Here is a 24649-nt window from a genome sequence, read left to right on the forward strand (position 1 = left end):
GACGTGAGCTCACCCACCCGTTCGGGGGCTTCCGGAACGGCGGATCTTCCACGGACCGGTCTCGAACGCAAGATCGGGCCGCTGCAGGCGACCGCGATCAACATGACGCAGATGTGCGGGATCGGCCCGTTCGTGACCATCCCGGCGATGGTCGCCACGATGGGCGGCCCGCAGGCGATGTTCGGCTGGATCATCGGCGCGATCATCGCCCTGGCCGACGGCCTGGTCTGGGCCGAGCTCGGCGCCGCGCTGCCCGGCGCCGGCGGCACCTACATCTACCTCCGCGAAGCCTTCCAGTACCGCACCGGGCGGCTGATGCCGTTCCTGTTCGCCTGGAGCGCCGTGCTGTTCATCCCGCTGATCATGTCCACGGGCATCATCGGCCTCGTCCAGTACCTCGGCTACCTCATCCCGGGCGTGGTCGACGACGGCGGCGTGACGCCGCTGGGCAAGATCATCGGCATCGCGATCGTCGTGGTGATCGTGCTGGCGCTGTTCCGGCGCATCGGCCAGATCAGCAAGCTCACCACCGTCCTGTTCGTGATCATGCTGTTCGCTGTGCTGACCGTGATCGTCGCGGCCTTCTCGCACTTCAGCGGCGGCCAGGCGTTCGCCTTCACCCCCGGCGCGTTCGGCTCGGGCGGCGCCTTCTGGGGCGGCCTCGGCGCCGGCCTCGTCATCGCCATCTACGACTACCTCGGCTACAACACCAGCGCCTACCTCGGCGGTGAGGTCCGCAACCCGGGCCGCACGATCCCGCGGTCGATCATCTTCTCGATCCTCGGCATCATGGCGCTCTACTTCCTGCTGCAGGTCGGCGTGCTCGGCTCGATCCCGCTCGACGAGCTGAAGAACGCGACGTCGGTCGCCTCCACCGTGCTGGAGCAGGCGTGGGGCACGGTCACCGCGAAGGTGATCACCGTCTTCATCGGCATCGCCGCCATCGGCTCCGTCTTCGCCGGCCTGCTCGGCGGCTCGCGCGTGCCGTTCGAAGCCGCGCGCGACAAGGTGTTCCTGCCGGTGTTCGCCAAGCTGCACCCGAAACTGAACCTGCCCACCGCCGGCGTGCTGACGATGGGCGTGATCACCGCGATCGGCTCGCTGTTCACCCTGACCGACGTGATCAACGCGGCCGTGACCGTGCTCGTGATCATCCAGTCGCTGGCGCAGGTCGCCGCGATCTGGGTGCTGCGCCGCCGCCAGCCGACGTTGAAGCGGCCGTACCGCCAGTTCCTCTACCCGATCCCGACGATCATCGCGCTCGCCGGCTGGGTGTACATCTACATCTCCGCCACGTTGCTCTCGATCGTCCTTTCCGTGGCGTGGATCGTGCTCGGCGTCGTCGCGTTCGGAATTTACGCAGCGGCGGAGAAGACGTGGCCGTTCGGGCCGAAGGAGATCCGCGAGGAGTTCGTCCTCGCGCAGCAGCAGCCGACCGAAGAGGGGCTTGAGGCATGAGGAAACCGCTCGTCGCCGGGATCGCGGCGGCCGCCGCGCTGATCCTGGTCCCGGGGGTGGTGAGCGCGACGGCGTCGGCCCAGGCGCCCGCCGCGTCGCCCCAGCACCACGCTCCGCGTGAGCAGGGGCTGTCCACGATCGGCACGTCGGGCTGGCAGGTGCTCACCACCGCGAGCGTGAAGGACGGCGGTGACCGCGTCTCGCAGCCCGGGTACTCGACGAAGGGCTGGCTGCCGGTCAAGGCCGACGACGCGGGCGCGCCGGGCACCGAGATCAACGCGCTGGTGCAGAACGGCAAGTGCCCGGACGTCTTCTACTCCGACAACATGCGCAAGTGCTTCGGGTACGTCGACAAGCTCGGCCCCGTGACCACGAAGCCGTTCTCCGACCCGTGGTGGTACCGCACGGACTTCGACCCCGGTTTCGCCAAGGGCAAGAACGGCAAGCTCACGATCCCGGGCATCGTCGGCGAGGGCGACGTGTGGGTCAACGGCACGCTGGTGGCGGGCAAGGACGTGGTGAGCGGCGCGTTCGCCGGCCACACCTTCGACGTGACCAAGCTGCTGAAGCCGGGCAAGAACACGCTGGCGATCAAGGTCTACCCGAACAACCCGCTCACGATGTACACGCTCGACCAGGTCGACTGGGGCCAGATCCCGCCGGACAACAACACCGGCATCCAGTACCCGCCGACCCTGCAGCTGTCGGACGCGCTCACCGGCGACAACGCCCACGTGGTGCAGGACAACGCCCCCGACCTGTCCACCTCCTCGCTGACGGTGAAGGTCGACGTCACCAACAACGCCGGCTCGGCGCAGACCGGTGACGTCACGGCCACGGTGAACCCGCCGTCGGGCGCGCCCATCGTGGTGAAGCAGAGCGTGAAGGTGGCGGCGCACGCCAAGCAGACGGTGACGTTCACGCCGGCGAAGTTCGCCGCGCTGAAGATCCGCAAGCCGCAGGTGTGGTGGCCGTACTCGATGGGCGCGCAGCCGCTGTACACTTTGGACACCTCGGTGAGCCAGGGCGGCGTCGTGTCCACGTCCTCTTCGGACACCTTCGGCATCCGCACGGTGACCTCGAAGCTCGTCGGCAAGTCGGCGCCGCTGCCGCAGGGCTCGCGGCTGTTCGCCGTGAACGGCAAGGACTTCGTGTTCCGCGGCGGCGGTTTCGCGCCGGACCTGTTCCTGCGCTACGACAAGGCCGACACCGCGCACCAGATCGCGCTGATCAAGAACATGGGCCTGTCCGGCGTGCGGCTCGAGGGCCACGACATGCCGCAGGACTTCTACGACCAGGCCGACCGCGCGGGCCTGCTGGTGATCGGCGGCTTCCTGTGCTGCGACGCCTGGCAGCCCGAGGACGCCTCGAAGCTCACCGATCGCGACTACCGGATCATGCACGACTCCGCGTACTCGATCGCGCAGCGCGAGCGCAACCACCCGAGCGTCTTCAACTACGGCTGGAGCGACAACGAACCCGTCGCTCGGCAGGAGTCCGAGACGCTCGCCGCGTTCTCCGAAGCCGATTTCCAGGTGCCGGTGATCGCTTCGGCGGAGTACAAGAGCACCCCGACGCTCGGTGTCTCCGGTGAGAAGGAGGGCCCGTACGACTGGGTCCCGCCGGCCTACTGGTATGACACGTCGCACTTCGACTCCGGTGACTCCAGCCGCACCAACGCCGGTGGTTCGTGGGGCTTCGCGAGCGAGCAGAGCGCCGGGCACACCGTGCCCACTTTGGACTCCATCAAGCGGTTCCTTTCGCCCGGGGAGCAGGCGAAACTGTGGCAGGACCCGGCGTACAACCAGTACCACGCCAACTTCGAGCCCGATCACGGCGGTTACGCGTTCGGCACGCTGTACACGTTGGACAACTCCATCACCCAGCGCTACGGCAAGTGGAACTCGCTGGAGTCCTATGTGGAGTCCGCGCAGGTCGCGAACTACGAGAACACCCGGTCGCAGTTCGAGTCGTTCATCGCGCACTCGACGGACAAGGACAACCCGTCGACCGGGGTCGTGTACTGGCAGCTGAACAAGGGCTGGCCGACGCTGCTGTGGTCGCTCTACAACGACGACGGTGACCAGCCGGGCGCGTTCTTCGGCGCGAAGAAGGCCAACGAGCCGCTGCACGCGATCTACGGCTATGACAACGGTTCCGTGACCCTGGCCAACCTCGGCGGCGGTACGCAGTCCGGTGTTTCGGTGCAGGCCAGGGTGTACGACACCGCGGGCAAGGTGCTCGACGACCAGACGGCGAAGAACGTGTCGCTGAACTCGCAGGGTGTCGTCACCGGGCTGCTCAAGCCGAAGGTGCCGGCCGAGACGAAGCCGCCGGCCAAGGCGCAGGTGTACTTCGTGGAGCTGCAGGTGAAGCAGGGCGCGAAGGTCGTGGACCGCAACGTCTACTGGCTCTCCACGCAGAAGGACGTCGTCGACTGGAACAAGACCCTGGGCGAGCCGCAGGCCACGCTCAGCCAGTACAGCGACATGTCCGCGCTGCGTGACCTGCCGAAGGCGCAGATCGGTGTCGAGAGCTCGACCAAGCGCGTGGCGGGTCCGGACGGGGCCGACACGGCGACCACGGTGACGGTGACCAACACGTCGAAGACGCCGGCCGTCGGGTTCTTCCTCCGCGCCGACGTCCGCCGGGGCACCGCTTCCGGTGGTGTCGCGTCCGGCGACAGCCAGCTTGCCGCGGCGACGTGGGACGACAACGACATCACGCTGTGGCCCGGCGAGTCGCAGACGCTGACGGTGACCTACAAGGCCGCGGACCTGCACGGCGCACCCGCCGTGATCACGGTCGACGGCTTCAACACCGGCAACGTGGTGGTGCCCGCTTCGCGCGGTCACCACGGCGGCTACGCCGTCCGCCCGCCGGCGATCGAGGGGACTCGCGAGTGATCCTGGGTATCGACTTCGGCGGCACGAAAGTGGCGCTGGGGCTTGCTGACGACGCCGGAACCCTGCTGGCGACGCGCCGGCTGGACACCGACGCCGAGGCGGGGGCCGAGCAGGTGGTGACGCGCGCGCTCGCCGGGGCCAGGGCTCTGGTGGCCGACGAGGGCGCGTGCGTCGACTCGGTCGGTGTCGTCAGCCCCGGGATCGTCCTGGAGGACCGGATCCTGCTCGCGCCCAACGTGCCCGGGTGGGAACAGCTGCACCTGCATTCGCTGGTCGCGGCCGAGTTCGGCGGCGTCCCCATCGCCACCGGCACGGACGCCAAGGCGGCCGCCCTGGCGGAATGGGAGTTCGGCACCCTCGCGGGCGCCGATCCGGCGGTGTTCCTCTCGCTGGGCACCGGCATCGCCGCCGCGGTCCTGGTCGGCGGTGTCGTGCTGACCGGCGCCAACGGGGCCGCGGGCGAGATCGGCTACAACCTGCTCGCGCCCCAGGACACCGACGGCTTTGCCAGCGGCTCGGCGCCGCTGGAGGAGGCCGTCGGCGGGCGCGGGCTGGGCCGCCGGGCCGCGGAGCTGCTGGGCCGTCCGGTGACGGCGGCTTCGTTGTTCGAGCTGGCTCGGGAGAACACGCAGGCGAAGGAACTGGTCACCTCGGCGTTGGACGAGTTGTCCATGCACGTCGCCAATCTGGCCATCGCGTTCGATCCTTCGCGGATCGCCGTGGGCGGCGGGCTGGTCCGCTCGGCCGACGTGCTGCTGCCGGCTTTGCGTGACCGCTTGGCCGGGGCGGTGCCGTTCCCGCCGGAACTGGTGGCGGCGCGGTTCGACCAGGACGCGTCGCTGCTCGGCGCGGTGGCTCTGGCCATGCGGCTGAGTACCGGGGGATAGCTGCCCGAAGGTGTGCCGGTGCCCCGACCCGGCACAGCTTCGGGTACCCACGTCCGGAGGGGCGGTGCCATTTCGGTTCCGCCCTCAGGCGTTTCCGGGCTTGCGCAACCGGAGAGCGGTGACGAAAGGCAGTCCCGCCAAGCGGAAGACGGTGGCCTGACCGGCGAAGTCGAGGCCGGCGTTGTGGGCCAGTGAGACGACGTCCTCGACACTTTCCGTGCGGTTGCGGCGCGGCAGGAGGCGGGCGGCAACGCGTAGCCAGCCTCGCGTGAAGTGTTCCGCCACGACCGCCGTGCCGCCGGGAGTGAGGACGCGGTGGATTTCCGCGAGGCCCCGGGCGGGGTCGGCCCAGTGGTGGAACGACATCGTCGACAGCACCAGGTCGAAGTGCTCGGCCGGGAAGGGGAGAGCCTCCGCGGTGCTGACGGAAAGTTCGGCCGGGAAAGGCTTTTCCCGTGCCCGTGCGAGCATCCGGGCCGCGGGGTCCACACCGGACAAAGCGGCGTCCGGGAAACGGGCGTGGACCAGCGCGAGCAGTTCGCCGGTGCCGGCGCCCACGTCCAGGACCGAACCCGGTGCGTCAGGGGTGGCGAAGGAAAGCGTCGCGCGGTGGACGGCGCCGAAGAAGCCCTGCAGGGCCGGCTTGTCGTAGGTGTCGGCACGGGCGTCGAAGCGGCCGACGTCGTGGTAGGTCATGGTGCTCCGATCGTGGTGATCAAGGCGGCGGAGGCGGCGTCGATGGCGGCGGCGACCGTCTCCCCGGAAGCGGGGCGGCCGGCGTCGAGCCAGGTGAGGATCGTTTCCACCGAGAGGGTGGTCAGCAAGGTCGCGGCCCAGGCCCGGCGTGCCGGGTCGGGGATTTCCGCCGGCAGCGCCGATTCCGCGACCAGGGAGCTGCGCGAGCGGAAGTCGGCCGCCCATTCGCTGAACTCCGGCTCGCGTGCGACGTGGCGGAACAGCAGGCGGAAGCCGTCCGGGTCGGCGGCCGCCGCGGAGACCGCCGCGCGCACCGGGTCGGGACGGTCCGACGTGGCCGCGCGCAGGCGGTCGCGGACGTGGTCGAGGACGGCGCGGTACAGGTCGGGCTTGCCGGCGAAGTGGCGGTAGATGATCGTTGCCGTCACGCCGGACTCGCGGGCGACCAGCTCGATGGTGGTGGCCGCGTATCCGTCGCGAGCGAAGGCCGTGCGCGCCGCGGCGAGGATCTGCGCGCGGCGTTCGGCGCGGGGCAGGAGCTTGCGGCCGGTGTCCACGAGAGTGTTTATAGCTCTCTGTACACTCCGGTGTAAACAGTTATCGCCGAACGCGCGTCGACTCCCGCACCACCAGCTCCGGCGTGAAGACCTCTTCGCGGTGTGGCGGCGGGTTCTCGTCCGTCTCCGCGAGCAGCTGCTCGGCGGCCGTGCGCCCGAGCCGGAACGCGGGCTGGCGCACGGACGTGAGCGGGACGGCCGCCGCGCCCGCGAACTCGATGTCGTCGTAGCCGACGATGGCCATCTCGTCGGGCACGCGCACGCCGGCGCCGACCATCGCCTGCAGCACGCCGAGGGCGAGCAGGTCGTTGGCGCAGAACACGGCCGTCGGCCGGGGGCTCATGCCGAGCAGGCGCGCGCCCGCGTCGCGGCCCGACGCGACGTCGAGGCCGATCGCTTCGACCACCGACAACTGCGCGCCCGAGCCGGTGAGCACGGAACGCACGCCGGCGTCGCGGTCACGGCACTGCGTGAGGATGGTGGGACCGTTCACGAACCCGATGTGCCGGTGCCCGGTCTCCAGCAGGTGCCGCGCGGCCAGCGCGCCACCCGCGACGTCGTCGACGGACACGGAGCTGGCCTCGTCCGCGGGCACTTTGCGGTCCACGAACACGTACGGGATCCCGCTGCGCCGGAACGCCTTCATCGCGTCGCCCGCGGTGTCGACCGGGCTCAGCAGCACGCCGCGCACCCGCTGCTCGGCGAGCATGGCGAGGTACGACGCCTCGGTCTCCACCCGCTGCCCGCTGTTGCACGTGATGATGTTGATCCCCTGCGCGTGGGCGGCTTCCTCGGCGCCGCGCGCGACGTCGACGAAAAACGGGTTCCCGAGGTCGAGCACGAGCAGCGCCATGATCCGCGAACGCCCCGCCCGCAGCTGCCGCGCGGACTCGTCGCGCACGTACCCCAGCTCCTGGATGACCGACAGCACCCGGTTGCGCGTGGCCGTCGCGACGACGTGCGGCCGATTGACCACATTGGACACTGTGCCGATCGAAACGCCCGCGCGCTTCGCGACGTCCTTGATGCCGACCACGGCCCTCCCTCGCCCCTTGGGACGGCCAGCCTAACACGATGATGAAACGTTTCAACGGTGCGCGGGTGCCGCGTGGCTCGTAGGGTCGGTGATCCCGATCTACGGGCTGCACCCGTTCCTCGCCTGACGTCTGCCAGATTCGATCTGGCGGCGGCTCGCGCGGATCTGGCGCCTTCACTGTGTGCAGGAGAAGCTGCGGGTGGCCGTGGTCGTCGCCAGCACCCGGGAGGGCCGGGTGGGCGGCGGCGTCGGCCGGTGGTTCGTCGAGCGGGCCGGTGCGCGCACCGGGCTGGACCTCGACGTGGTCGACCTCGCCGACTTCGCGATCCCGGCGTGCTACCCCGCGCGGCCGACGCCGGCGATGGCCGGGTTCGCGCGGCGGATCGCGGCGGCGGAGGCGTACGTGGTCGTCACGCCGGAGTACAACCGCAGCTTCCCGGCGTCGCTGAAGCAGGCCATCGACTGCGCGTACGACGAGTGGCGGGCGAAGCCGGTCGGGTTCGTCTCCTACGGCTACCGCGCCGCCGGCCGGTACGCGGTGGAGCAGCTTCGCGGGGTGTTCACCGAGCTGCACACGGCGACATTGCGCGACGCGGTGTGCCTCGACCTGCTCGAAGGTCGCGTCGCCGACGGCGGGTTCCGGCCCGATCCGGAGCGCTACGCGCACGCCGTGACGACGTTGCTCGACGAGCTCGTCTGGTGGGGGCTCGCCCTGCGCGACGGGCGGCGGGCGCGGCCGTATTGCGCGTGAACCGACTGTGACGGGGAAAGGACAGACATGAGCAGTGCCACCGCCGAGCCGGCGATCGAGACCGCCGGGCTCGTGAAGGTGTTCGGGGAGACCCGGGCAGTCGACGGCATCGACCTCGTGGTGCCCGCCGGCACCGTCTACGGCGTCCTCGGCCCCAACGGCGCGGGCAAGACGACGGCCGTGCGGATGCTGGCGACGCTGACCAGACCCGACGGGGGCGAGGCACGGGTGTTCGGCAAGGACGTCGTGCGGGACGCCGATGCCGTGCGCAGCCGGGTGAGCCTCACGGGGCAGTACGCGTCGGTCGACGAGGATCTCACCGGGACCGAGAACCTCGTGATGCTGGCTCGGTTGCTGGGGCATCGCAAACCCGCGGCGCGGTCTCGGGCGGCGCAGCTGCTGGAGGCGTTCGGGTTGACCGACGCGGCGGCGCGTCAGGTGAAGAACTACTCGGGTGGGATGCGGCGGCGGCTGGACATCGCGGCGAGCATTCTCAACACGCCCGATCTGTTGTTCCTCGACGAGCCGACGACCGGGCTGGATCCCCGTAGCCGCAACCAGGTGTGGGACATCGTGCGGGCGATCGTCGCGCAGGGGACGACGGTGCTGCTGACCACGCAGTACCTCGACGAGGCCGATCAGCTGGCGTCGCGGATCGCGGTGATCGATCACGGGAAGGTGATCGCGGAGGGGACCAAGGGGGAGCTGAAGGCTTCCGTGGGGGTGGGGGCAGTGCACCTTCGGCTGCGGGATTCCGACCAGCGCGCGGCTGCGGCTGAAGTGCTCGGGCGCACGCTCGACGCGGCTGTGCAACTGGAGCCTGATCCAGTGGCGTTGACGGCGCGGCTGTCGGCCGATGCGCATCTCGGTGCGGCGGACCGGGCGTCGCGGGCGTTGGCGGAGCTGGCTCGGGCGGGGATCACGGTGGACACGTTTTCCCTGGGGCAGCCGAGTCTCGACGAGGTGTTCCTGGCTTTGACCGATCGTCCGGCTGAGGAGGTGGCGGTGTGACGACTGTACGTGAGGCTGATGTCGAGTTGGCGGCGCCGAAGGTCGAGGATTTGGCGGCGTTGCTGGTGGCGGTGGAGCGGCCGCCGCGGCCCAGTGCGTTGTCCACGTCCATCACGTTCGGGCGGCGGGCGGTGCTGAAGATCAAGCACGTGCCGGAGCAGCTGTTCGACGTGACGGCGTTTCCGATCATGATGACGTTGATGTTCACGTATTTGTTCGGTGGGGCGTTGGCGGGCTCGCCTTCGCAGTATCTGCAGTTTTTCCTGCCGGGGATTTTGGCGTCGAGTGTTGTGATGATCACGATGTATACCGGGTTGGCGGTCAACACGGATATCGAGAAGGGGGTGTTCGACCGGTTTCGGACGTTGCCGATTTGGCGGCCGTCGGCGATGGTGGGGTATTTGCTGGGGGACGCGTTGCGGTATGTGATCGCGTCCGTGGTGATCATGGTGGTGGGGTTGATTCTGGGGTTCCGGCCGCCTGGCGGGTTCGGGGGCGTGGTGGCCGGGGTTGTGCTGCTGCTGGTGTTTTCTTTCGGGCTGTCGTGGGTGTGGACGATGTTCGGGTTGTTGCTGAGGTCGGAGAAGTCGGTGATGGGGGTGAGCATGATGGTGATCATGCCGCTGACTTTTCTGTCCAATGTGTATGTGGATCCGTCGACCATGCCGGGGTGGTTGCAGGTTTTTGTGGAGCTGAATCCCATCACCCAGCTGGTGAGCGGGGTCCGGTCGATGATGGCCGGGGCGTGGGACTTCGGGGCGATCATGTGGACGTTGATCGCGGCCGGGGCCCTGACGGTGGTGTTCGGGACGTGGACTATGCGGTTGTACAACCGGAAGTGAAGTGCTCGGCGCGCGGAGCGCACCATTGCATTCGAGGAAGTGTGGTGGGGCACCCCGATTTTCGAGTGTCACTACGGTCTGGGCCGGTTGTCAAGGCGGGAAAGCGTACCTTGACAACCGGTCCAGACCGTGTGGGGCAAACGAATCGGGGGCCGGCCGGGGGAAGGGTGCGGGGAGGGGTTGGGGGAGTTTCACCCGCGTTGCCGGGTGGGGGTTGGTGAGGGGCAAGAGAACGTCGGGGTGGGTTGTGTGGACGGCCGGCGGTGTGGGTGCGCTGTGCGGGTTACAGGCGCCAGGGGGTCGGGGCCGGCGGGTGGTAGGAGCAGCTCGAGCCGGTGGTGATGGTGGTGTGGAGGTGGTCGGCGAGGGTGGGGTGGAGGTCGGCCAGTTTGCGGATGGCGTCGCGGATGCGGGCGGTGACGGCTTTGCGCGCGCGTTCGGATTCGTCGCCCAGGCGGCGGGTGCGGCCGGCGAGGCCGGAGGAGGTGCGGAGTTCCGTGAGGAGGGCGGCGCGTTCGGTGTCGAGGGTGGCGGCGCGGGTGTCGTCGCCGAGGGTGGTGGCGTGGTCGATGGCGGCGTCGAGTTCGGTGAGGCGGTGGCGGTAGGCGGCTTTGGCGGTGTCGTCGAGGAGGGGGTCGCCGGTGTAGGAGGGAACGACCGGAGCCTCGGGGGAGAGGAGGCGGACGGCGGGGACGTCGGTGCCGGGGCGGCCGAGGAGGAAGTGGAGGTCGCGCAGGCCTTTGGAGTCGGGGACGCGGGTTTCGTGGCCGGCGTAGCGGAGGCACCAGACGGAGTCGGTGCGGCGGAACTCGTTGAGGGGTAACGGTTCCGTTCGCGCTGAGCGCACGCGGGCGGGGATGTGGTGCAGGCCGAGTGACGTCGCCTCGGCGGTGACGGTGTCGAAGAGTTCCGCCGCACGAGTCGGGTCGCCGAGGTTCTGGTAGGCGGTGGCGAGGTGGCTGCGGGCTTCGATCGACCACGGGCGGGCGCGAAGGCGGTCGGCGGAGCGGGCGGCGGCCGTGAACAGGTCGACGGCGAGGTCGTGGTCGCCCAGGGTGGCGGCGAGGAGGCCGGTCCAGAGGTCGACGGGACCGCTCAGATCGCAGCCGTACAAGGAAACCAGCCATTCGCCGGAGTACGGGGCGAGCTCGGCCAGGAGGCGTTCGGCGGCGGGGCGGTCGCCCAGGACGGCGGCGGCCTGGGCCTGGCAGCGCAGCCAGAGCGGGGTGAACTCGCGGGAGTACGGGGCTTCCGCGGTGGCCTCGACGAGTAGCGCGCGCGTGGCGGCCTCGTCGCCGGCGTGGGCGGCGGCGAGGGCGCGCAGGAGGCCGGGGTGGGAGTGGCCGGCGTCGCTCATGCGGGCGGGCAGGTCGGCCAGCTCGGCGAAACGGCCTTGCAGCAGCAAGGTGCTCCAGCGCAGCTGGTCGCCCATGAAGCCGAACTCGCGTTCGCTCAGGCCGAGGTGGGCGTCGAGCGCTTGCTGCAGCGCGGCGTCCGACTCGGCGAAGCGGCCGTGCAGGGCGCAGATGATGCTGCGGTCGATTTTCGCGGCGAGTTCGGCGCCGCGCAGGCCGCTGTTTTCCGTCAGGGCCTGGAAGGAGCGGAACTGCTCCAGGTAACGCGGGTCGCCCTGTTCGAGCAGGGCGACCCATTTCAGCGACGACGCGAAGTATTCGTTTTCGCGGTCACCGGTGCGGCGGGCGACGGCCGCGAGCTCGTCGGTCAAGCGTTCGCGTTCGGCGCCGCTGCCGGGGCCCCAGATGGCGTCGTGGCGGGCCCACAGGGAGAACGCGAGTGCGTGGTCGTCTTCGTCGTCGCGGGCGAGCATGGCGGCGCGGGCCGTCAGCTCGAGTGTGACGCGGTCGAGGGACAGCTGTTCGGTCGGCGTTCCCGCACAGAGACGGCGGTGGGCTTCCAGCAGCAGACCCGACACGAGCTCGTGGCGGGCGCCGCCCGGGTCGACGCGGGCGAGGGTGAGGCCGGCGCGCGCGAGCAGCTCGGCGTCGTCGAGTTCGCGGACGGCCGCGACGGCGCCTTCGAAGTGCTCCCAAGCCTCGTCCTTGTCGTCGACGCGCCACAGCAGCGTGCCCAGTTCCAGCTCCACGACCGCGCGCGTCCGCACGGTCGGCGCGCGGTCCAGCGCGCGCCGCAGGTGACCGATCGACTCCTCGATGGCGAGGCGCGCGCTCGCGTCCCGGGCCGCCGCCAGCAGCAGCTCGACGGTGCGGGCCGGCTCGACGAGGGCGCCCGCCAGGTAGGCGTGCCGGGCGCGTTCGGCGGGGCCGACCAGGTCGGAGCCGGCGACGGCCGCGTGGCGGCGGGCCGCGCCCTCGGCACCGAGGCCGGCGTAGCGCGATTCGCGGACGAGGTCGTGGGCGAACGCGAAGCGGCCTTCGCCGAGCGCGACCACGAGCCGCGCCGCGACGGCCTGGCCGAGCAGGTGGTCGACCTGCGGCACGGGCGCGCCGGCGACCGCGGCCAGCAAGTGCAGCGAGAACTCCCGGCCGAGCACGGCGGCGTCGCTCAGCAGGTCCGCCACCTGGGCCGGCAGCAGCGACAGCCGCCGCTGCAACGCGTCGGCCACGCCCGGCGCGACGGCCGAGACCGGGCTGCCGCTGCGCCAAAGGCGGGCGGTCTGCTCGACGAAAAACGGGTTGCCGCCGGTGCGGCGGTGCACGTCGGCGGCCAGCTCGGCGCCCGGGTCCGTGCCCGCGGTGCGGCCCATCAGCTCGGCGACCTGCGCGGGGTCGAGGCCGGTGAGCGTGACCGTGGTGGCCTTCGCGACGAGCGGCAGCACGAGCTGGTGCAACGGGTGGCCGGGCGCCTCGACCTCGACGTCCCGGTAAGTGCCGATCAGCAGCAGCCGCTCGAACCACGTGTGGCGCGCGGCGAAGTCGAGCAGGCGCAGCGAAGCGGGGTCGGCCCAGTGCAGGTCGTCGAGGACCACGACCACGGGCCGGTCGTGCGAGAGCGTGATGAGCGCGCTCGTGACGGCGTCGTGCAGCCGGAACGCGTCGCCGGGTTCAGGGGATTCGCCGAGCAGCGCCGAGAGCGTCGCGGAATCGGCGGCGGCCCACTCGTGCGGCTCCGCGGCCCGGCGCAGCGCGCGCACGACCTGCACCCACGGCCAGTAACCGGGCGCGCTGCCCGACTCCCAGCACGTGCCGGCGAGCACGAGCGCGCCGCGTTCGCGGGCCTCGTCGGCCAAGCCGGTGACGAGCGTGGTCTTGCCGATGCCGGCCTCGCCCGTGACCAGCACCAGGCCGCCGTGGCTCGCGGTCGCACGCGCCAGCTCCGCGCGCAACACCGAGGCGGGGTGCTCCCGTCCGATGAGCGCCGCAGTCATGTCCGTTTCCTCCGGGTTCTTGAGCCGAGCTTCTCACGGCCCGGCGTCGTTCGTCGCGCCCATTCTGGACGGCGGCACCGACAATCTCCGGGTGAACCGCAGGTGACAGCTGTCTCCGCCCGGATCACCCGAACGGCGGGTGGGGTAGTGTCGCCGCCATGGGGAGTCTCCGCTCGCGTGTCCTCGCCTGGGCCGGTCGCCGGTACATCGCCCGGCAGCAGAAAAAGGGTTTCGACCTCGAGAAGATGGCATTTCTGCCCGACTCCGCGCTGGAACCGCTGCGGCGCGTCGGGCTCGACCCCGTGCCGTCGCTGGGACAGCGCCGGGAAGAGGCGCCCATCAGCAAGCTCGACCTGCCGTTCGGCATGAACGCTTGGCTCGTGACCGGCTACGAGGAGTCGAAGGCCGTCCTCGGCAAGGTCTCGGAGTTCAGCAACGACTTCACGAACCTCGTCGGCAACGCGGGCGTGACCGAGGACCAGAACCCGGGCGGGCTGGGCTTCGCCGACCCGCCGGTGCACTCGCGGCTGCGCAAGCTGCTGACGCCGGAGTTCACCATGCGCCGGCTCAACCGCCTCACGCCGCGCATCGACGAGATCGTGAACGAACAGCTCGACGCAATGGCCGCCGCCGAGGGGCCCGTGGACCTGTGGGAGGCGTTCGCTCTCCCGATCCCTTCGCTCACGATCTGCGAGCTGCTCGGGGTGTCCTATGAGGACCGCGCCGACTTCCAGCGCCTGAGCACGGCGCGCTTCGACCTCTTCGGCGGCGCGGGCGCGTCGCTCGGCGCGATCTCGGAGTCGCTGACATACCTGCTCGACATCGTCAAGAAGCAGCGCGAACAACCGGGCGACGGCCTGCTCGGCATGCTCATCAAGGAACACGGCGACGAGATCGACGACCTCGAGCTCGCGGGCCTCGCCGACGGCGTGCTGACGGGCGGCCTCGAAACCACCGCCAGCATGCTCGCCCTCGGCGCCCTGGTGCTGCTGCGCGACCCCGCCGCGTTCGACGCCGTCCGCGGCGACGACGACTCCGTGCACCGGTTCGTGGAGGAGCTGCTGCGCTACCTCACCGTGGTGCAGATGGCCTTCCCGCGCTTCGCCAAGGAAGACATGGACGTCGCGGGCGTCCACATCGGCAAGGGCGACATCGTGCTCGTCTCCCTCTCCGTCGCCAACCGCGACGCCACCCTCGGCACCGACATGGAACGCTTCGACCCCAAACGCGACCCGTCCTCCCACCTGGCCTTCGGCTACGGCATCCACCGCTGCATCGGCGCGGAACTCGCCCGCATGGAACTGCGCACGGCCTACCCGGCCCTGGTGAAGCGATTCCCGGACCTGCGCCTCGCCGTCTCCCCGGACGAACTGGCCTTCCGCAAGGTCTCGATCGTCTACGGCCTCGACTCACTGCCGGTTCTGGTCCGCTGACGCCAGGCCGCGCCGAGGGGCGGTCTCTCGGTGTGCTTCGACGAAGAACGGCTTCAGGCGGCGCTTTTCCGCCGCTTCGGCTGACCGGCGAACGGTTCACGCGCGCGGTTGTCGGACTACAGCAGCGCTACGGGGACACCTGCGAGAACTGATGTCTCCGGTGCTTCTCGCGGCCGGCTTCGCCGAGCCTATGGGAGGTCGGGTGGCGCGGTCGTCCGTTCGCCGACGGCCGGTCTCGTAGGCGGACCGTTCACGTAGGGCAGGGGCGGTGCCGTCGGCCGACCGTTCGCGGCCCTCGCTCTCGCCGGGAACCCCGTGGCGCACGGGACTTTTCCCACCCGGCCGGCCAACCGACTAACGCACCCCCTTCGGCCTGAACTGGATGCTGATCCGCGGCCCCACGCCCTTGCCGGTCTTCGGGATCGCGTGTTCCCAGGTGCGCTGGCAGGAGCCGCCCATGACGATGAGGTCGCCGTGGCCCAGGGGGTAGCGGTGGGATTCGCCGCCGCCGCGGGGGCGGAGGGCCAGGTGGCGGGCGGTGCCCACCGAGAGGATCGCGACCATGGTGTCTTCGGAGCTGCCGCGGCCGATGGTGTCGCCGTGCCAGGCGACGCTGTCGCGGCCGTCGCGGTAATAACACAGACCGGCGGTGCGGAAGGGTTCGCCGAGTTCGGCGGCGTAGTGCGCGGAGAGCGCGTCGCGGGCAGCGCTGAGCAGGGGGTGCGGCAGTGTTTCGCCTTCGCGGTAGAAGCAGAGCAGGCGCGGCACGGCGACGACGCGGTCGTACATCTGCCGCTGTTCCGCGTGCCACGGGACGTCCTCGGCCAGGTGCGTGAAAATCTCGTCGGACCCCGACAGCCAGCCCGGCAGCACGTCCACCCACGCGCCGCGGCCGAGGTCGGTGCGCCGGATTCCGGTGAGGGGGCCCAAAGTAGCGCCTTCGAAGCCGGACCCGAAGAGCGATCCCTGAAGTGCGTGACTCATGCCCCCACCGTACACGACGATCGAACACCTGTTCGGGTGTCTGAATTTGAGACCGGCGGCGCCGCCGACCCGTCGTAGCGTCGAAGGTCGGTCCCGACCCGGAGGTGGCGATGAAGGCACTGGTGTACCACGGACCCGGAAACGAGGCGTGGGAAGACGTTCCCGACGCGACGATCCAAGAGGTGACCGACGTAGTGGTGAAGGTGGACACCACCACGATCTGCGGCACCGACCTCCACATCCTCCACGGCGACGTCGCCGCGGTCACCGACGGCCGCATCCTCGGCCACGAAGCCGTCGGCACGGTCACGGCCGTCGGCGACGCGGTGGGCAGCTTCAAAGTCGGCGACCGGGTGCTCGTGCCGGCCGTCACGCGCTGCGGCCGCTGCGACTACTGCCAGCGGGGCATGCCCTCGCACTGCCGCACGGTCGGCGGCGTCGGCTGGATCTTCGGGCACCTCATCGACGGCACCCAGGCCGAGTACGTCCGCGTGCCCTTCGCGGACACCTCGCTCTACCACGTGCCCGCCGAGGTCACGGACGAGCAGGCCATCTTCCTCGCCGACTCCCTGCCCACCGGTTACGAGGTCGGCGTGCTCGCGGGCGAGGTGCGCCCGGGTGACACGGTGGCCGTCGTCGGTTCCGGCGCGGTCGGGCTCGCGGCGATCCTGACCACGGGCCTGTGGGGCGCGTCGAAGGTGATCGCCATCGACGCCAACAAGTTCCGTCTCGAGAAGGCCCTCGAGTTCGGCGCGACGGACACCGTCGCCGTCGGACCCGACACCGTCGCGGAGGTCCTCGCGCACACCGACGGGCTCGGAGTCGACGTCGCCATCGAAGCCGTCGGCTACCCCGAGACCCTGCAGACCGCGGCCGCGCTCGTGCGGCCCGGCGGGCACGTCGCGAACATCGGCGTGCACGGCGTGGGCGTCGAACTTCCCATGCAGGACCTGTGGATCCGCAACATCACGCTCACCATGGGGCTCGTCGACACCGTGTCCATCCCGACGCTGCTGAAGATGGTCGCGAGCGGCCGCATCCCCGCGGAGAAGATGGGCACGCACACGTTCACCTTCGACCAGCTCGACCAGGCCTACGACGTGTTCGGCAACGCCGCCGACCACCAGGCGCTGAAGGTGATCATCCAGCCGGCGTAGGCGGATCGGCCGGCTTCGGGTGCGCGGTGACCACCAGGCGGTGCGTCCGCGCACCCGGAGCTGATTCGTCGTGATAACGCGAGACGAGCCCCGCCACGAGCGTGGTCAGCTCGTCGGTGAACGCCGCCCGCTCGCGCGCCGAGCGGAACGCGATTTCCGTGTCCAGCGCCAAAGTCGGCAGCGGTTTGCCGGCGCGCGCGGCGCGGCGCACGAGCCCCGCGACCTCGCGCACGGTCCGGCCCGCGACGGCCAGCAGGTAGGCCGAGGAGAGCCGGTCGGGTTCCATCGCCGACGTGCCGGCGTCGCCGAGCGCGGCGGGGGAGACCTGGTACGACGCGGCCGTGGCGGCGAAGAGGCGTTCGGTCAGCCCGCCCCACTGCCGCTCGCCCGCGGGCTCGATGAGGCCGTGGGACTCCAGTGCGCGCAGGTGGTAGTTCACCTTCTGGCGTGTGAGCCCGACGCGCGTGGCGAGCGAGGCCGCCGACGCGGGTTCGGCCAGTGCCGCCAGCAGGCGTGCTCGGACCGGGTCCAGCGCGGCCGCCGCCGCGGCCGGGTCCTCGATCACCTCGACGGCCTGCATTCGCCGAGTCAAGCATTGACAAACAAAGCTGTCAAGAGTCGTGAATCCGGCTCTTGTCTGTTTTCGCCCGTGCTCGTACAGTGATCACCCAGGTTCGACGCAGTGGTCTGAACCTGTCCCACTACCGCCGCCCTGAGTTGTACGGAGGTTGGCAAGTGCGAGGAAGACTACGCCTCGGTGGGGTGCTCGCGGGGGTCGTGTGCGGGCTCGCGGTGGTGGCTCCGGTGGCCAGTGCGCAGGTCGGCACCGGTCCGTGGAACTCGTGGTCGCCCGGGTTCTCCGAGCAGGAGCGCGGGTGCGGGCAGATCAACGGGCTCACGTTCCAGCTCACCTGCTCCACGGGCAGCGGCGACCAGCGCGCCGAGCGCCGCTACGACACCTACACCGGCGGCACGCACCAGTTCGAGGGTTCCTTCAAGGTCACCAGCATGAGCGGCACGCGCATCAGCGTGAAGCAGACCTTCCGCGACGGGTCGAACGCCGGCCCGTACTTCCTGCTGGCGGTGGAAAAGGGCGGCCGGATGTACGCGGTGGAGGGCGGTCAGACGCTCGCCAGCGGCGCCACCGTGGGCACGTCCGTGCGGGTCAACACCATCAACCAGGTGGGCAGCACGCACAAGGTGTACATCAACGGCTCGCTCAAGCAGACGATCGACAGCCCGAGTGGTAGTTATTACGACAAATTCGGTTCGTATCGCACCAGCAGCGGTGCGGGACCGATCACCGTGCAGTGGAGCGGTGTGAAGTTCTGGACGAAGTGAGTTCGGCGCGGCGTCCTCGGCCTCAGCGAGCCGGGGGCGCCGCCCACTTGTCCGGCGAGTCCCACGCCGTCAGCCGCAGGGAACTGGTGAACCGGCGGTGCTCGCCGGTCACGGGGTCGTCGAACTCGAGCACTTTGGCCAGCAGCTGCAACGGTTTCGTGAAGTCGTCGAGCGGCTTTTCCGTCAGCACGGGGTAGAAGTCGTCACCGAGGATCGGGATGCCGAGGCCGGCCAGGTGCACGCGCAGCTGGTGCGTGCGGCCGGTGGCGGGCAGCAGGCGGTAGCGGCCGAGCCCGTCGCGGTGTTCGAGAAGTTCCACGCGGGTTTCGGCGTTCACCGGCCCCTCGATCTCCTGCGCCGCAAGCACTCCGCGTTCCTTGATGATGTGGCTGCGGACCGTGCGCGGCAGCTCCAGCGTCGGATCGTACGGTGCGATCGCTTCGTATTCTTTCCGCACGCGTCGGTCGCGGAACATCGTTTGGTACTTTCCGCGCACTTCCGGTGTGATCACGAACATCACCAGCCCCGCGGTCACGCGGTCGAGCCGGTGCGCGGGCGACAACGCCGGCAGATCCAGGTCGCGCCGCAGCCGCACCAGCGCGGTTTCGAGGATGTGCTTGCCGCGGGGGATTGTGGCGAGGAAGTGGGGTTTGTCGACCACCAGCAGGTGTTCGTCGCGGTACACCACGGTGATGTCGAACGGCACCGGCACCTCGTCGGGCAGGTCACGGTGGAACCAGATGAACGAGCCGGGCACGAACGCCGCGTCGACCCCGAGCGGCCCGTCGAGGCCGAAGATGCGTTCCTCGCGCAGCATCTGCTCGATCCGCACCGGGTCCAGCCGCGGCAGCCGCTCCACGAGGTGCTCCAGCAACGTGGCCCACGGGCCTTCGTCGGGCATCCTCAGCCGCGCCGGGTCGAGCCCGTGGCGCGGCGGCAGCGGGCCGCGAAGCTTGCGTCTCATCGGACGCCGACTCTAGTCGTGCTCCGGTAGTGGGCCTGCGGCACCGCTGCCGGGAGCGGTCACTCGCCCGTGTTCTGGCGGTAGATCGCGATGTAGCGCGCCTTCGCCTCGGCGTCGGCGGCTTCGGCGGCCTCGCGGCGGATGCGCTTGCCCGTGCCGGGAGGGAAGCCGTTGCGCGTGAGGCGGTGCTCGATGCTCTCCTCCATGTACACCGACGAGTAGAAGTACGCGACCAGCGCGGCCATGAGCACGATCGCGAGCCGCAGCGCCAGCGGGCCCGGCAGCAGCAGCCACACGAGGCACAGCGGGATGAGGCCCACGGAACTGCGCAGCACGTGCCGCGCCTTCCAGTGCTTCGACGTCGTGTCGTGCAGGATCCAGTCCCGGTAGCGTTCGGGCAGCCGCCCGCCCACTGCGTACCAGAACCAGCGGAAGACTCCTGGACGGTTCATCACGCCTCCTTGTCGGCTACCAGTAGAGTACACTAATCATTAGTGCGCTAATCGATGAGGTAGCCGAGGACACACCCGGAGCGGTTAGGGTGGCCCGGACCAGGAGGAGGACCCCGTGGCAGAGATCGACTTGGGCGACGACCCGCTGAAGCTCGACCGCCAGGTGTGCTTCGCGCTGTCGGTTGCCTCGCGCAGCGTCATCGCGGTCTACCGGCCCCTGCTGGAGCCGTACGGGCTGACACACCCGCAGTACCTCGTGATGCTCGCGCTGTGGGAGAAAGCCCCGAGGTCGGTGAAGGACCTCGGGGCCGCGCTGCGCCACGAACCCGCGACGCTGTCTCCGCTGCTGAAGCGCCTCGAAGCGATGGGTTACGTCACCCGTGGCCGCAAGGCCTCCGACGAGCGGCAGCTCACCGTCGAGCTCACGGAGAAGGGCCGCGCGCTGCGGGCCGAGGCCGAGAAGATCCCGTACCGCGTGGTCGAGACGCTCGGCATGGAGGTCTCCGAGCTGGAGGCCCTCCACGCCGCGTTGGGTCGCGTGATCGAAGCGACCGGCTGAGCGCTCAGTGCGGTGCCACGAGCACCGCGTCGATGCCGATTTCCAGGTAGCGCCCGACGATCGCGCGCGGCGCGCCCATGCCGAGCGGTGCCCGGTCGAGCGTCGCGCGGGCCTGGACGCGCACCGAGTCGCGGCCGGTGTCGGCGGGCTGTTCCACGGTGAGCGTGAGCGGGCACGTGGTGCCGCGCAGGCTCAGGAACCCTTGCGCCGTCCAGCCTTCCGGGCCGGTGCTGATGTCGCCGGACGCGAAGGTCATCGTCGGTTCCGCGGCGCAGTCGAGCCACTGGGCCTTCTGCAGGTCGCGGTCGCGGCGGCGGTTGCCCGTGTCGATCGCGGACAGGTCGAGCTCCGCGCGCAGGGCGGTCGGCGTGCCGGCGGTGTTCACGTGCACCGTCGCGGACCGCACGGGGATCGCGCCGTGCACGAGGTGGAAACCGAGCTTGCGCACGGTGAACGTGGCCGACGTCCGTCCGGTGTGGACGGTCCAGGTGCCGGGACGCAGACGGGTGGTGGTGGGGGTGCTCATCGGGTACCTCCGGTGGTGACGGATGCGGGCAGGGTGTGGTGGAAAACGCGATGCAGGTCGATCCGCTCGGGACCGGTGAGCAGCGCCGGGTCCTCGCCCGGCAGCAGCTCGGTGTTCAGGACGGCTTTCTGGACGGCTTCGATCGCGGCGACGGACTCGGCGAACCCGAGCACGAGCCCCGCGCCGTCTTCGGCCCGCAGCACGAACACGGGGCCGATGCCCGGCACCTGCCGGGCGGCGGGCCAGATGCGCTCGCGGCCGGCGAAGTCCTCGGCACGGACCTGTGCCTCGTCGCGCGGACCGGCGAACCGGCTGGCCTGGGCGTAGCGCGGCGAGCCGGGGGCGAACTCGGCGGAGACGACTTCGTAGACGTCGGTGTCGAGCCACGTGGTGCCGGGGCCGGTGTGCGCGGCGGCTTCGTTCGCCGACGCGGCGTCGGGCCAGAACGCGACGGCCGCGCCGAGTACGCCGGCGACCTGGCCGAGCACGCACCCGCCGAGGGGCGCCGGGCCGGGGTGCAGGTCCGCGGCGAGGGCCCGGCCCCAGTCGCCGCTCTCGTCGGCGGCGGCGCGCCGGAATTGGTGGACGGTGGCGTACATGCTGCTCCTTCGGCCTGGGGTGGGAAGTTCGACGAGGTCCACCTTCGGCGGCGCGGGCGTTGCGGACATCAGTGCCAGTACGCAGACGGACCACTGAAACCGGGCGCATACTGGCCTGCGTGACAGGCTCCGTGCCGTTCGTCGGCCGGGCCGGGGTGCTCGCCGACCTGCGCGGCCGGTTCGCGGCCGGTGCGGCGGGCACGGGTGCCCTGGTGCTGCTCGGCGGGCCCGCCGGCATCGGCAAGACCACGCTCGCCGAGGCCGCCACCGAGGGCCTCGCCACCGTGTGGGGCCGCTGCGTGGACGATCCTGGGGCGCCACCGCTGTGGCCGTGGCGGCGCGTGCTCTCGGCCCTGCCCACGGCGGGCGCCGAGGTCGCCCGCGCCGTCGCCGACCTGGACGGACCCGCTGGTACGGACCTCGTCGCGGCGCGGTTCCGGCTCGTCGCCACGGCGGCCGACGCCCTCGTCGCCGCGGCCGAGCCCGGTGGTCTCGTGGTGGTGCTGGAGGACCTGCACTGGGCCGACGAGGCGTCGTTGCGGCTGCTGCGCCACCTCGCGGGGGAGCTGCGCCGCTCCCGGCTGGTCGTGCTCGCGACCTACCGCGACACCGGCCCCACGCTCGACGAGACGTTGCCCGAACTCCTCGGCGGCCCCGCCACGCACGCCGTGACGGTCGCGCCGCTGGCCGAGCCGGATGTGCGCAGGTACCTCACCGAGGTGGCCGGCGCGGCCGTCGGCGACGCCGAGGTGCGCGACGCGCTGCGCCGCTCCGGCGGCAATCCCCTGTACCTGCGCGCGGTCGCGCGGTCGGCCGGGTCCGGCGGCGGACGCGCCGAGCTGCGCCACCTCGTGCGGACGTCGGTGGCCGGGCTCGCGCCGGAGGTCCGGGAGCTGGTCGCGGTGGCGGCGGTGCTGGGGGAGGAGGTGGACTGCGGCGTGGTCGCCGACGTCGCGGGCCGGCCGGTCGCCGAGGTCGTGCCGCTGCTGGACGACGTCGTGCGCGCCGGGGTGCTCGTGCCCGTCGCGGCCGGGCGGCGCCGGTTCGCCCACGCCGTGGTGCGCGACGGCGTCTACGAGGACCTCGACCAGGGCGTTCGCGAGGCCCTGCACGCCCAGGCGGCGCGGGCGCTGACGCCGCGAGCCGAAGCCGATCCCGCCCACGCCGGGGTGGTCGCGGTGCACTGGCTGCGGTCGGCCGCCGACCCGGTGACCCTGGGCCGCGCCGCAGACTGGGCCGTGGTCGCCGCGCGCGAGGCGACGCGCGCGCTGGCTTTCGCCGAGGCGGCAAGGTTTCTGACCTTCGCCGTGGATGCGCGACGGCGAGCGGGCCGGACCGACGGGTTCGCCGAGCTGCTCGTCGACCTCGCCACTGCGGAGTATCGCTCGGGCCGCTTCGGCCCGGCCCTCGACCACGCGGAGCAGGCGGCCGAGCGCGCGGAAACTCCGGAGACGTTCGCCGCCGCGGCCCTCGTCGTGCGGGACCTCTCGGCGCCGGAACTGTTGCCGCGGCTGGGAAAACTCGCCGACACGGCCCTCGGCGCACAACTGCCCGACGCCCTTCGCGCCCGGCTGCTCGCGCAAGCCGCGTCGGTCGCCGCCGACGTCGGGCACACCGACGAGGCCCGCAGGCTGGCCGACGAAGCGCTCGCGCTCGCCGAACGCGGTACCGACGACGAGGCGCTGCTCGACGCCGTGCGCGCGCGGTTCAAGGTCCTCCCGATCGAGCTGCCGCTCGACGCCCGGCTGCGGCTCGGCTCCCTGGCCGTGCGCTTCGGGGACCGGCAGCCGCTTTCCGCGCTGTGGGGCCACAAGTGGCGCATCGACGCCGCGCTCGAGACCGGGGCGATGGCCGTCGTCGACCACGAGATCACGGCCGTTACGGCGCTCGCGGCGACGACCCGGCTGCCCTTGGTCCGCTGGCACGACCTGCGGCTGCGCACGTCGCTGCTCGCGTTCCGCGGCGCGTTCGCCGAGGCGCGTGAGCTGAACCGGCAGGCCAGGGAACTGGCCCAGGCCGAGCTGGCGGACGATCGCTCGGCGCTCGGCATGTCGTCCGCGTTCAGCCTGCAGCTCGCGCTCGTGACCGGTGACATCTCCGAGATCGACGAGCACTACGACGACGTGCTCGCCACCGTGCCGACCCTGCCCATCGCGGTGGTGTCGCGGCCGCTCGTGCACGTCGTCCTCGGCGAGCGCGAGGCGGCGCTCGCGGGGTACGAGGCCGTGCGCCACCTCGCGCGCCAGGACGGCTTCGACCTGCGGTCCAGCGGAGTGGGGCCCAACCTGGTGGTGCTGGTGGAGGCGTTCGGCGACGTCGAGACGGCTCGCTTCCTCGAGCCCGTGCTGCGGGCCGACGAGCACGTGCTCTCATCCGGCGCGGGCGTGTACTGCAGCGACTGCGGCACGAGCTGGGCGGCCCGTCTCGCCGTGGTGCTCGGCCGGCCCGAGGAAGCCGCGCGGCTGTTCGAGACCACGATCGCCGCGAACGTCCGGGTCGGCGCCCGCCCCTTCGTCGCGCAGAACCGCCTGCGGCTGGCCACGGTGCTCGCCACCCTCGGCGAGACCGGCAAGGCGCGCTCCCTGGCGCGCCAGGCCCTCGACGAAGCGCGCCGGCTCGTGATGCCGGGCCCGGTGGTCACGGCCCAGGCGCTGCTGGCCCGGCTGAGCACGACCGGCCCGCTGACTCCGCGCGAACGCGAGATCGCCGACCTCGTCGCCGACGGCCTGGCGAACCGCGCGATCGCCGAGCAGCTCGTGCTGTCGGAACGCACGGTGGAAAGCCACGTCCGCAGCATCCTGGCCAAACTCGCCCTGGCCAACCGCACCGAGATCGCCGCCTGGACCCACCGCGGCGGTGGATAACCAACCACCCCGCCACTTCGGCCACCTTGCCCGCTCACCCCTTACCGCCCAACCTTGCCCACTTATTCTTGCCCGCTCACTCCCTGCCCACCCACGACCAACTGCACATTCCCACCCAACCCCACCCTGCCGAGGCGACCCACCGCGAGATCGCGCCGGCTTGCCGGTTGGGGGGGGGGGGGGGGGCCCCCCCCCCCCGCCCCCCCCCCCCGCCCCCCCCGGGCAGAAGGGCGGGGTCCCGCGCGCGGGGGCGCGGGGCCCGAACACGGCGCGGCCGCGC

21 protein-coding genes are annotated in these 24649 nt (G+C 71.1%); 11 read left to right on the top strand and 10 right to left on the bottom strand.

The genetic code is table 11. The features are described 5' to 3' along the window. Window positions 1–3: 3 nt before the first annotated feature. The 3 genes from ACFY1H_RS29805 to ACFY1H_RS29815 are packed head-to-tail and all read left to right on the top strand — an operon-like array spanning window position 4 to window position 5251. Window positions 4–1458 (top strand): APC family permease, encoded by a 1455-nt coding sequence (locus ACFY1H_RS29805; protein WP_386951706.1) that lies wholly within the window; start codon window positions 4–6, stop codon window positions 1456–1458. After that, complete coding sequence (locus ACFY1H_RS29810; protein WP_386951709.1) at window positions 1455–4364, top strand: glycoside hydrolase family 2 TIM barrel-domain containing protein; 2910 nt, start codon at window positions 1455–1457, stop codon at window positions 4362–4364. The genes ACFY1H_RS29805 and ACFY1H_RS29810 overlap by 4 nt, the downstream gene beginning before the upstream one ends. Then, entirely contained in the window at window positions 4361–5251 is an 891-nt protein-coding gene (locus ACFY1H_RS29815; RefSeq protein ID WP_386951712.1) for an ROK family protein, read from the top strand. Before ACFY1H_RS29810 ends, ACFY1H_RS29815 begins: the two co-directional genes overlap by 4 nt. A gap of 84 nt (window positions 5252–5335) precedes the next feature. On the opposite strand, the gene ACFY1H_RS29820 is transcribed toward ACFY1H_RS29815, so the two are convergent. From ACFY1H_RS29820 to ACFY1H_RS29830, 3 genes are read right to left on the bottom strand one after another with little or no spacing between them, the layout of a single operon-like run. Further along, complete coding sequence (locus ACFY1H_RS29820) at window positions 5336–5947, bottom strand: class I SAM-dependent methyltransferase (protein WP_386951715.1); 612 nt, start codon at window positions 5945–5947, stop codon at window positions 5336–5338. Then, a complete protein-coding gene (locus ACFY1H_RS29825; protein WP_386951718.1) occupies window positions 5944–6504 on the bottom strand; it encodes a TetR/AcrR family transcriptional regulator in 561 nt (186 codons plus the stop codon). The genes ACFY1H_RS29820 and ACFY1H_RS29825 overlap by 4 nt, the downstream gene beginning before the upstream one ends. Window positions 6505–6544: 40 nt before the next feature. Further along, a complete protein-coding gene (locus ACFY1H_RS29830) occupies window positions 6545–7540 on the bottom strand; it encodes a LacI family DNA-binding transcriptional regulator (RefSeq protein WP_386951721.1) in 996 nt (331 codons plus the stop codon). Window positions 7541–7721: 181 nt separating this feature from the next. Between ACFY1H_RS29830 and ACFY1H_RS29835 the strand changes: the two genes are divergently transcribed. The 3 genes from ACFY1H_RS29835 to ACFY1H_RS29845 are packed head-to-tail and all read left to right on the top strand — an operon-like array spanning window position 7722 to window position 10144. Further along, complete coding sequence (locus tag ACFY1H_RS29835; RefSeq protein WP_366586150.1) at window positions 7722–8291, top strand: NAD(P)H-dependent oxidoreductase; 570 nt, start codon at window positions 7722–7724, stop codon at window positions 8289–8291. 27 nt (window positions 8292–8318) lie between these two features. After that, a complete protein-coding gene (locus ACFY1H_RS29840; protein WP_366586148.1) occupies window positions 8319–9302 on the top strand; it encodes an ATP-binding cassette domain-containing protein in 984 nt (327 codons plus the stop codon). Continuing rightward, on the top strand, window positions 9299–10144 hold the full coding sequence (locus ACFY1H_RS29845) for an ABC transporter permease (RefSeq protein ID WP_366586146.1): 846 nt from the start codon (window positions 9299–9301) through the stop codon (window positions 10142–10144). Before ACFY1H_RS29840 ends, ACFY1H_RS29845 begins: the two co-directional genes overlap by 4 nt. A 283-nt stretch (window positions 10145–10427) precedes the next feature. Here ACFY1H_RS29845 and ACFY1H_RS29850 read toward each other — a convergent pair whose 3' ends face one another. Next, on the bottom strand, window positions 10428–13490 hold the full coding sequence (locus ACFY1H_RS29850; protein WP_386951726.1) for an ATP-binding protein: 3063 nt from the start codon (window positions 13488–13490) through the stop codon (window positions 10428–10430). A 158-nt stretch (window positions 13491–13648) separates the two neighbouring features. Here ACFY1H_RS29850 and ACFY1H_RS29855 point away from each other — a divergent pair, with 158 nt between their 5' ends. After that, entirely contained in the window at window positions 13649–14923 is a 1275-nt protein-coding gene (locus ACFY1H_RS29855; protein ID WP_386951729.1) for a cytochrome P450, read from the top strand. A gap of 354 nt (window positions 14924–15277) precedes the next feature. Here the strand turns inward: ACFY1H_RS29855 and ACFY1H_RS29860 are convergent, their stop codons facing one another. Beyond that, window positions 15278–15907 (bottom strand): alpha-ketoglutarate-dependent dioxygenase AlkB, encoded by a 630-nt coding sequence (locus ACFY1H_RS29860; RefSeq protein WP_386951732.1) that lies wholly within the window; start codon window positions 15905–15907, stop codon window positions 15278–15280. Window positions 15908–16017: 110 nt separating this feature from the next. On the opposite strand from ACFY1H_RS29860, the gene ACFY1H_RS29865 reads away from it, so the two are divergent. Then, window positions 16018–17064, top strand: a complete 1047-nt coding sequence (locus tag ACFY1H_RS29865) for an alcohol dehydrogenase catalytic domain-containing protein (RefSeq protein ID WP_386951734.1) — start codon at window positions 16018–16020, stop codon at window positions 17062–17064. Here ACFY1H_RS29865 and ACFY1H_RS29870 read toward each other — a convergent pair. Continuing rightward, window positions 17048–17644 carry a helix-turn-helix domain-containing protein gene (locus ACFY1H_RS29870; protein WP_386951737.1) on the bottom strand — a complete coding sequence of 199 codons (597 nt, stop codon included), beginning with the start codon at window positions 17642–17644 and terminating at the stop codon, window positions 17048–17050. The genes ACFY1H_RS29865 and ACFY1H_RS29870 overlap by 17 nt on opposite strands. A 155-nt stretch (window positions 17645–17799) precedes the next feature. Between ACFY1H_RS29870 and ACFY1H_RS29875 the strand changes: the two genes are divergently transcribed. Continuing rightward, window positions 17800–18405 carry a hypothetical protein gene (locus tag ACFY1H_RS29875; protein ID WP_386951739.1) on the top strand — a complete coding sequence of 202 codons (606 nt, stop codon included), beginning with the start codon at window positions 17800–17802 and terminating at the stop codon, window positions 18403–18405. Between the two features lie 22 nt (window positions 18406–18427). Here the strand turns inward: ACFY1H_RS29875 and ACFY1H_RS29880 are convergent, their stop codons facing one another. Then, on the bottom strand, window positions 18428–19369 hold the full coding sequence (locus tag ACFY1H_RS29880) for an RluA family pseudouridine synthase (RefSeq protein WP_386951742.1): 942 nt from the start codon (window positions 19367–19369) through the stop codon (window positions 18428–18430). A gap of 59 nt (window positions 19370–19428) precedes the next feature. Then, the gene (locus ACFY1H_RS29885; protein ID WP_366586130.1) at window positions 19429–19821 is read right to left on the bottom strand and encodes a DUF5313 domain-containing protein; all 393 of its coding nucleotides are present in this window, start codon (window positions 19819–19821) and stop codon (window positions 19429–19431) included. 115 nt (window positions 19822–19936) lie between these two features. Between ACFY1H_RS29885 and ACFY1H_RS29890 the strand changes: the two genes are divergently transcribed. After that, window positions 19937–20380, top strand: a complete 444-nt coding sequence (locus ACFY1H_RS29890; protein ID WP_366586128.1) for a MarR family transcriptional regulator — start codon at window positions 19937–19939, stop codon at window positions 20378–20380. 4 nt (window positions 20381–20384) lie between these two features. Here the strand turns inward: ACFY1H_RS29890 and ACFY1H_RS29895 are convergent, their stop codons facing one another. Together ACFY1H_RS29895 and ACFY1H_RS29900 are read right to left on the bottom strand one after the other, a co-directional pair. After that, a complete protein-coding gene (locus ACFY1H_RS29895; RefSeq protein ID WP_386951745.1) occupies window positions 20385–20906 on the bottom strand; it encodes a YceI family protein in 522 nt (173 codons plus the stop codon). Next, on the bottom strand, window positions 20903–21505 hold the full coding sequence (locus ACFY1H_RS29900; RefSeq protein ID WP_366586124.1) for a hypothetical protein: 603 nt from the start codon (window positions 21503–21505) through the stop codon (window positions 20903–20905). The genes ACFY1H_RS29895 and ACFY1H_RS29900 overlap by 4 nt, the downstream gene beginning before the upstream one ends. A gap of 119 nt (window positions 21506–21624) precedes the next feature. On the opposite strand from ACFY1H_RS29900, the gene ACFY1H_RS29905 reads away from it, so the two are divergent. Continuing rightward, on the top strand, window positions 21625–24369 hold the full coding sequence (locus ACFY1H_RS29905) for an ATP-binding protein (RefSeq protein WP_386951748.1): 2745 nt from the start codon (window positions 21625–21627) through the stop codon (window positions 24367–24369). Window positions 24370–24649: the final 280 nt, after the last annotated feature.

This window comes from Amycolatopsis sp. NPDC001319 (assembly GCF_042896185.1).
In the GTDB taxonomy this organism is placed as follows: Bacteria; Actinomycetota; Actinomycetes; order Mycobacteriales; family Pseudonocardiaceae; genus Amycolatopsis.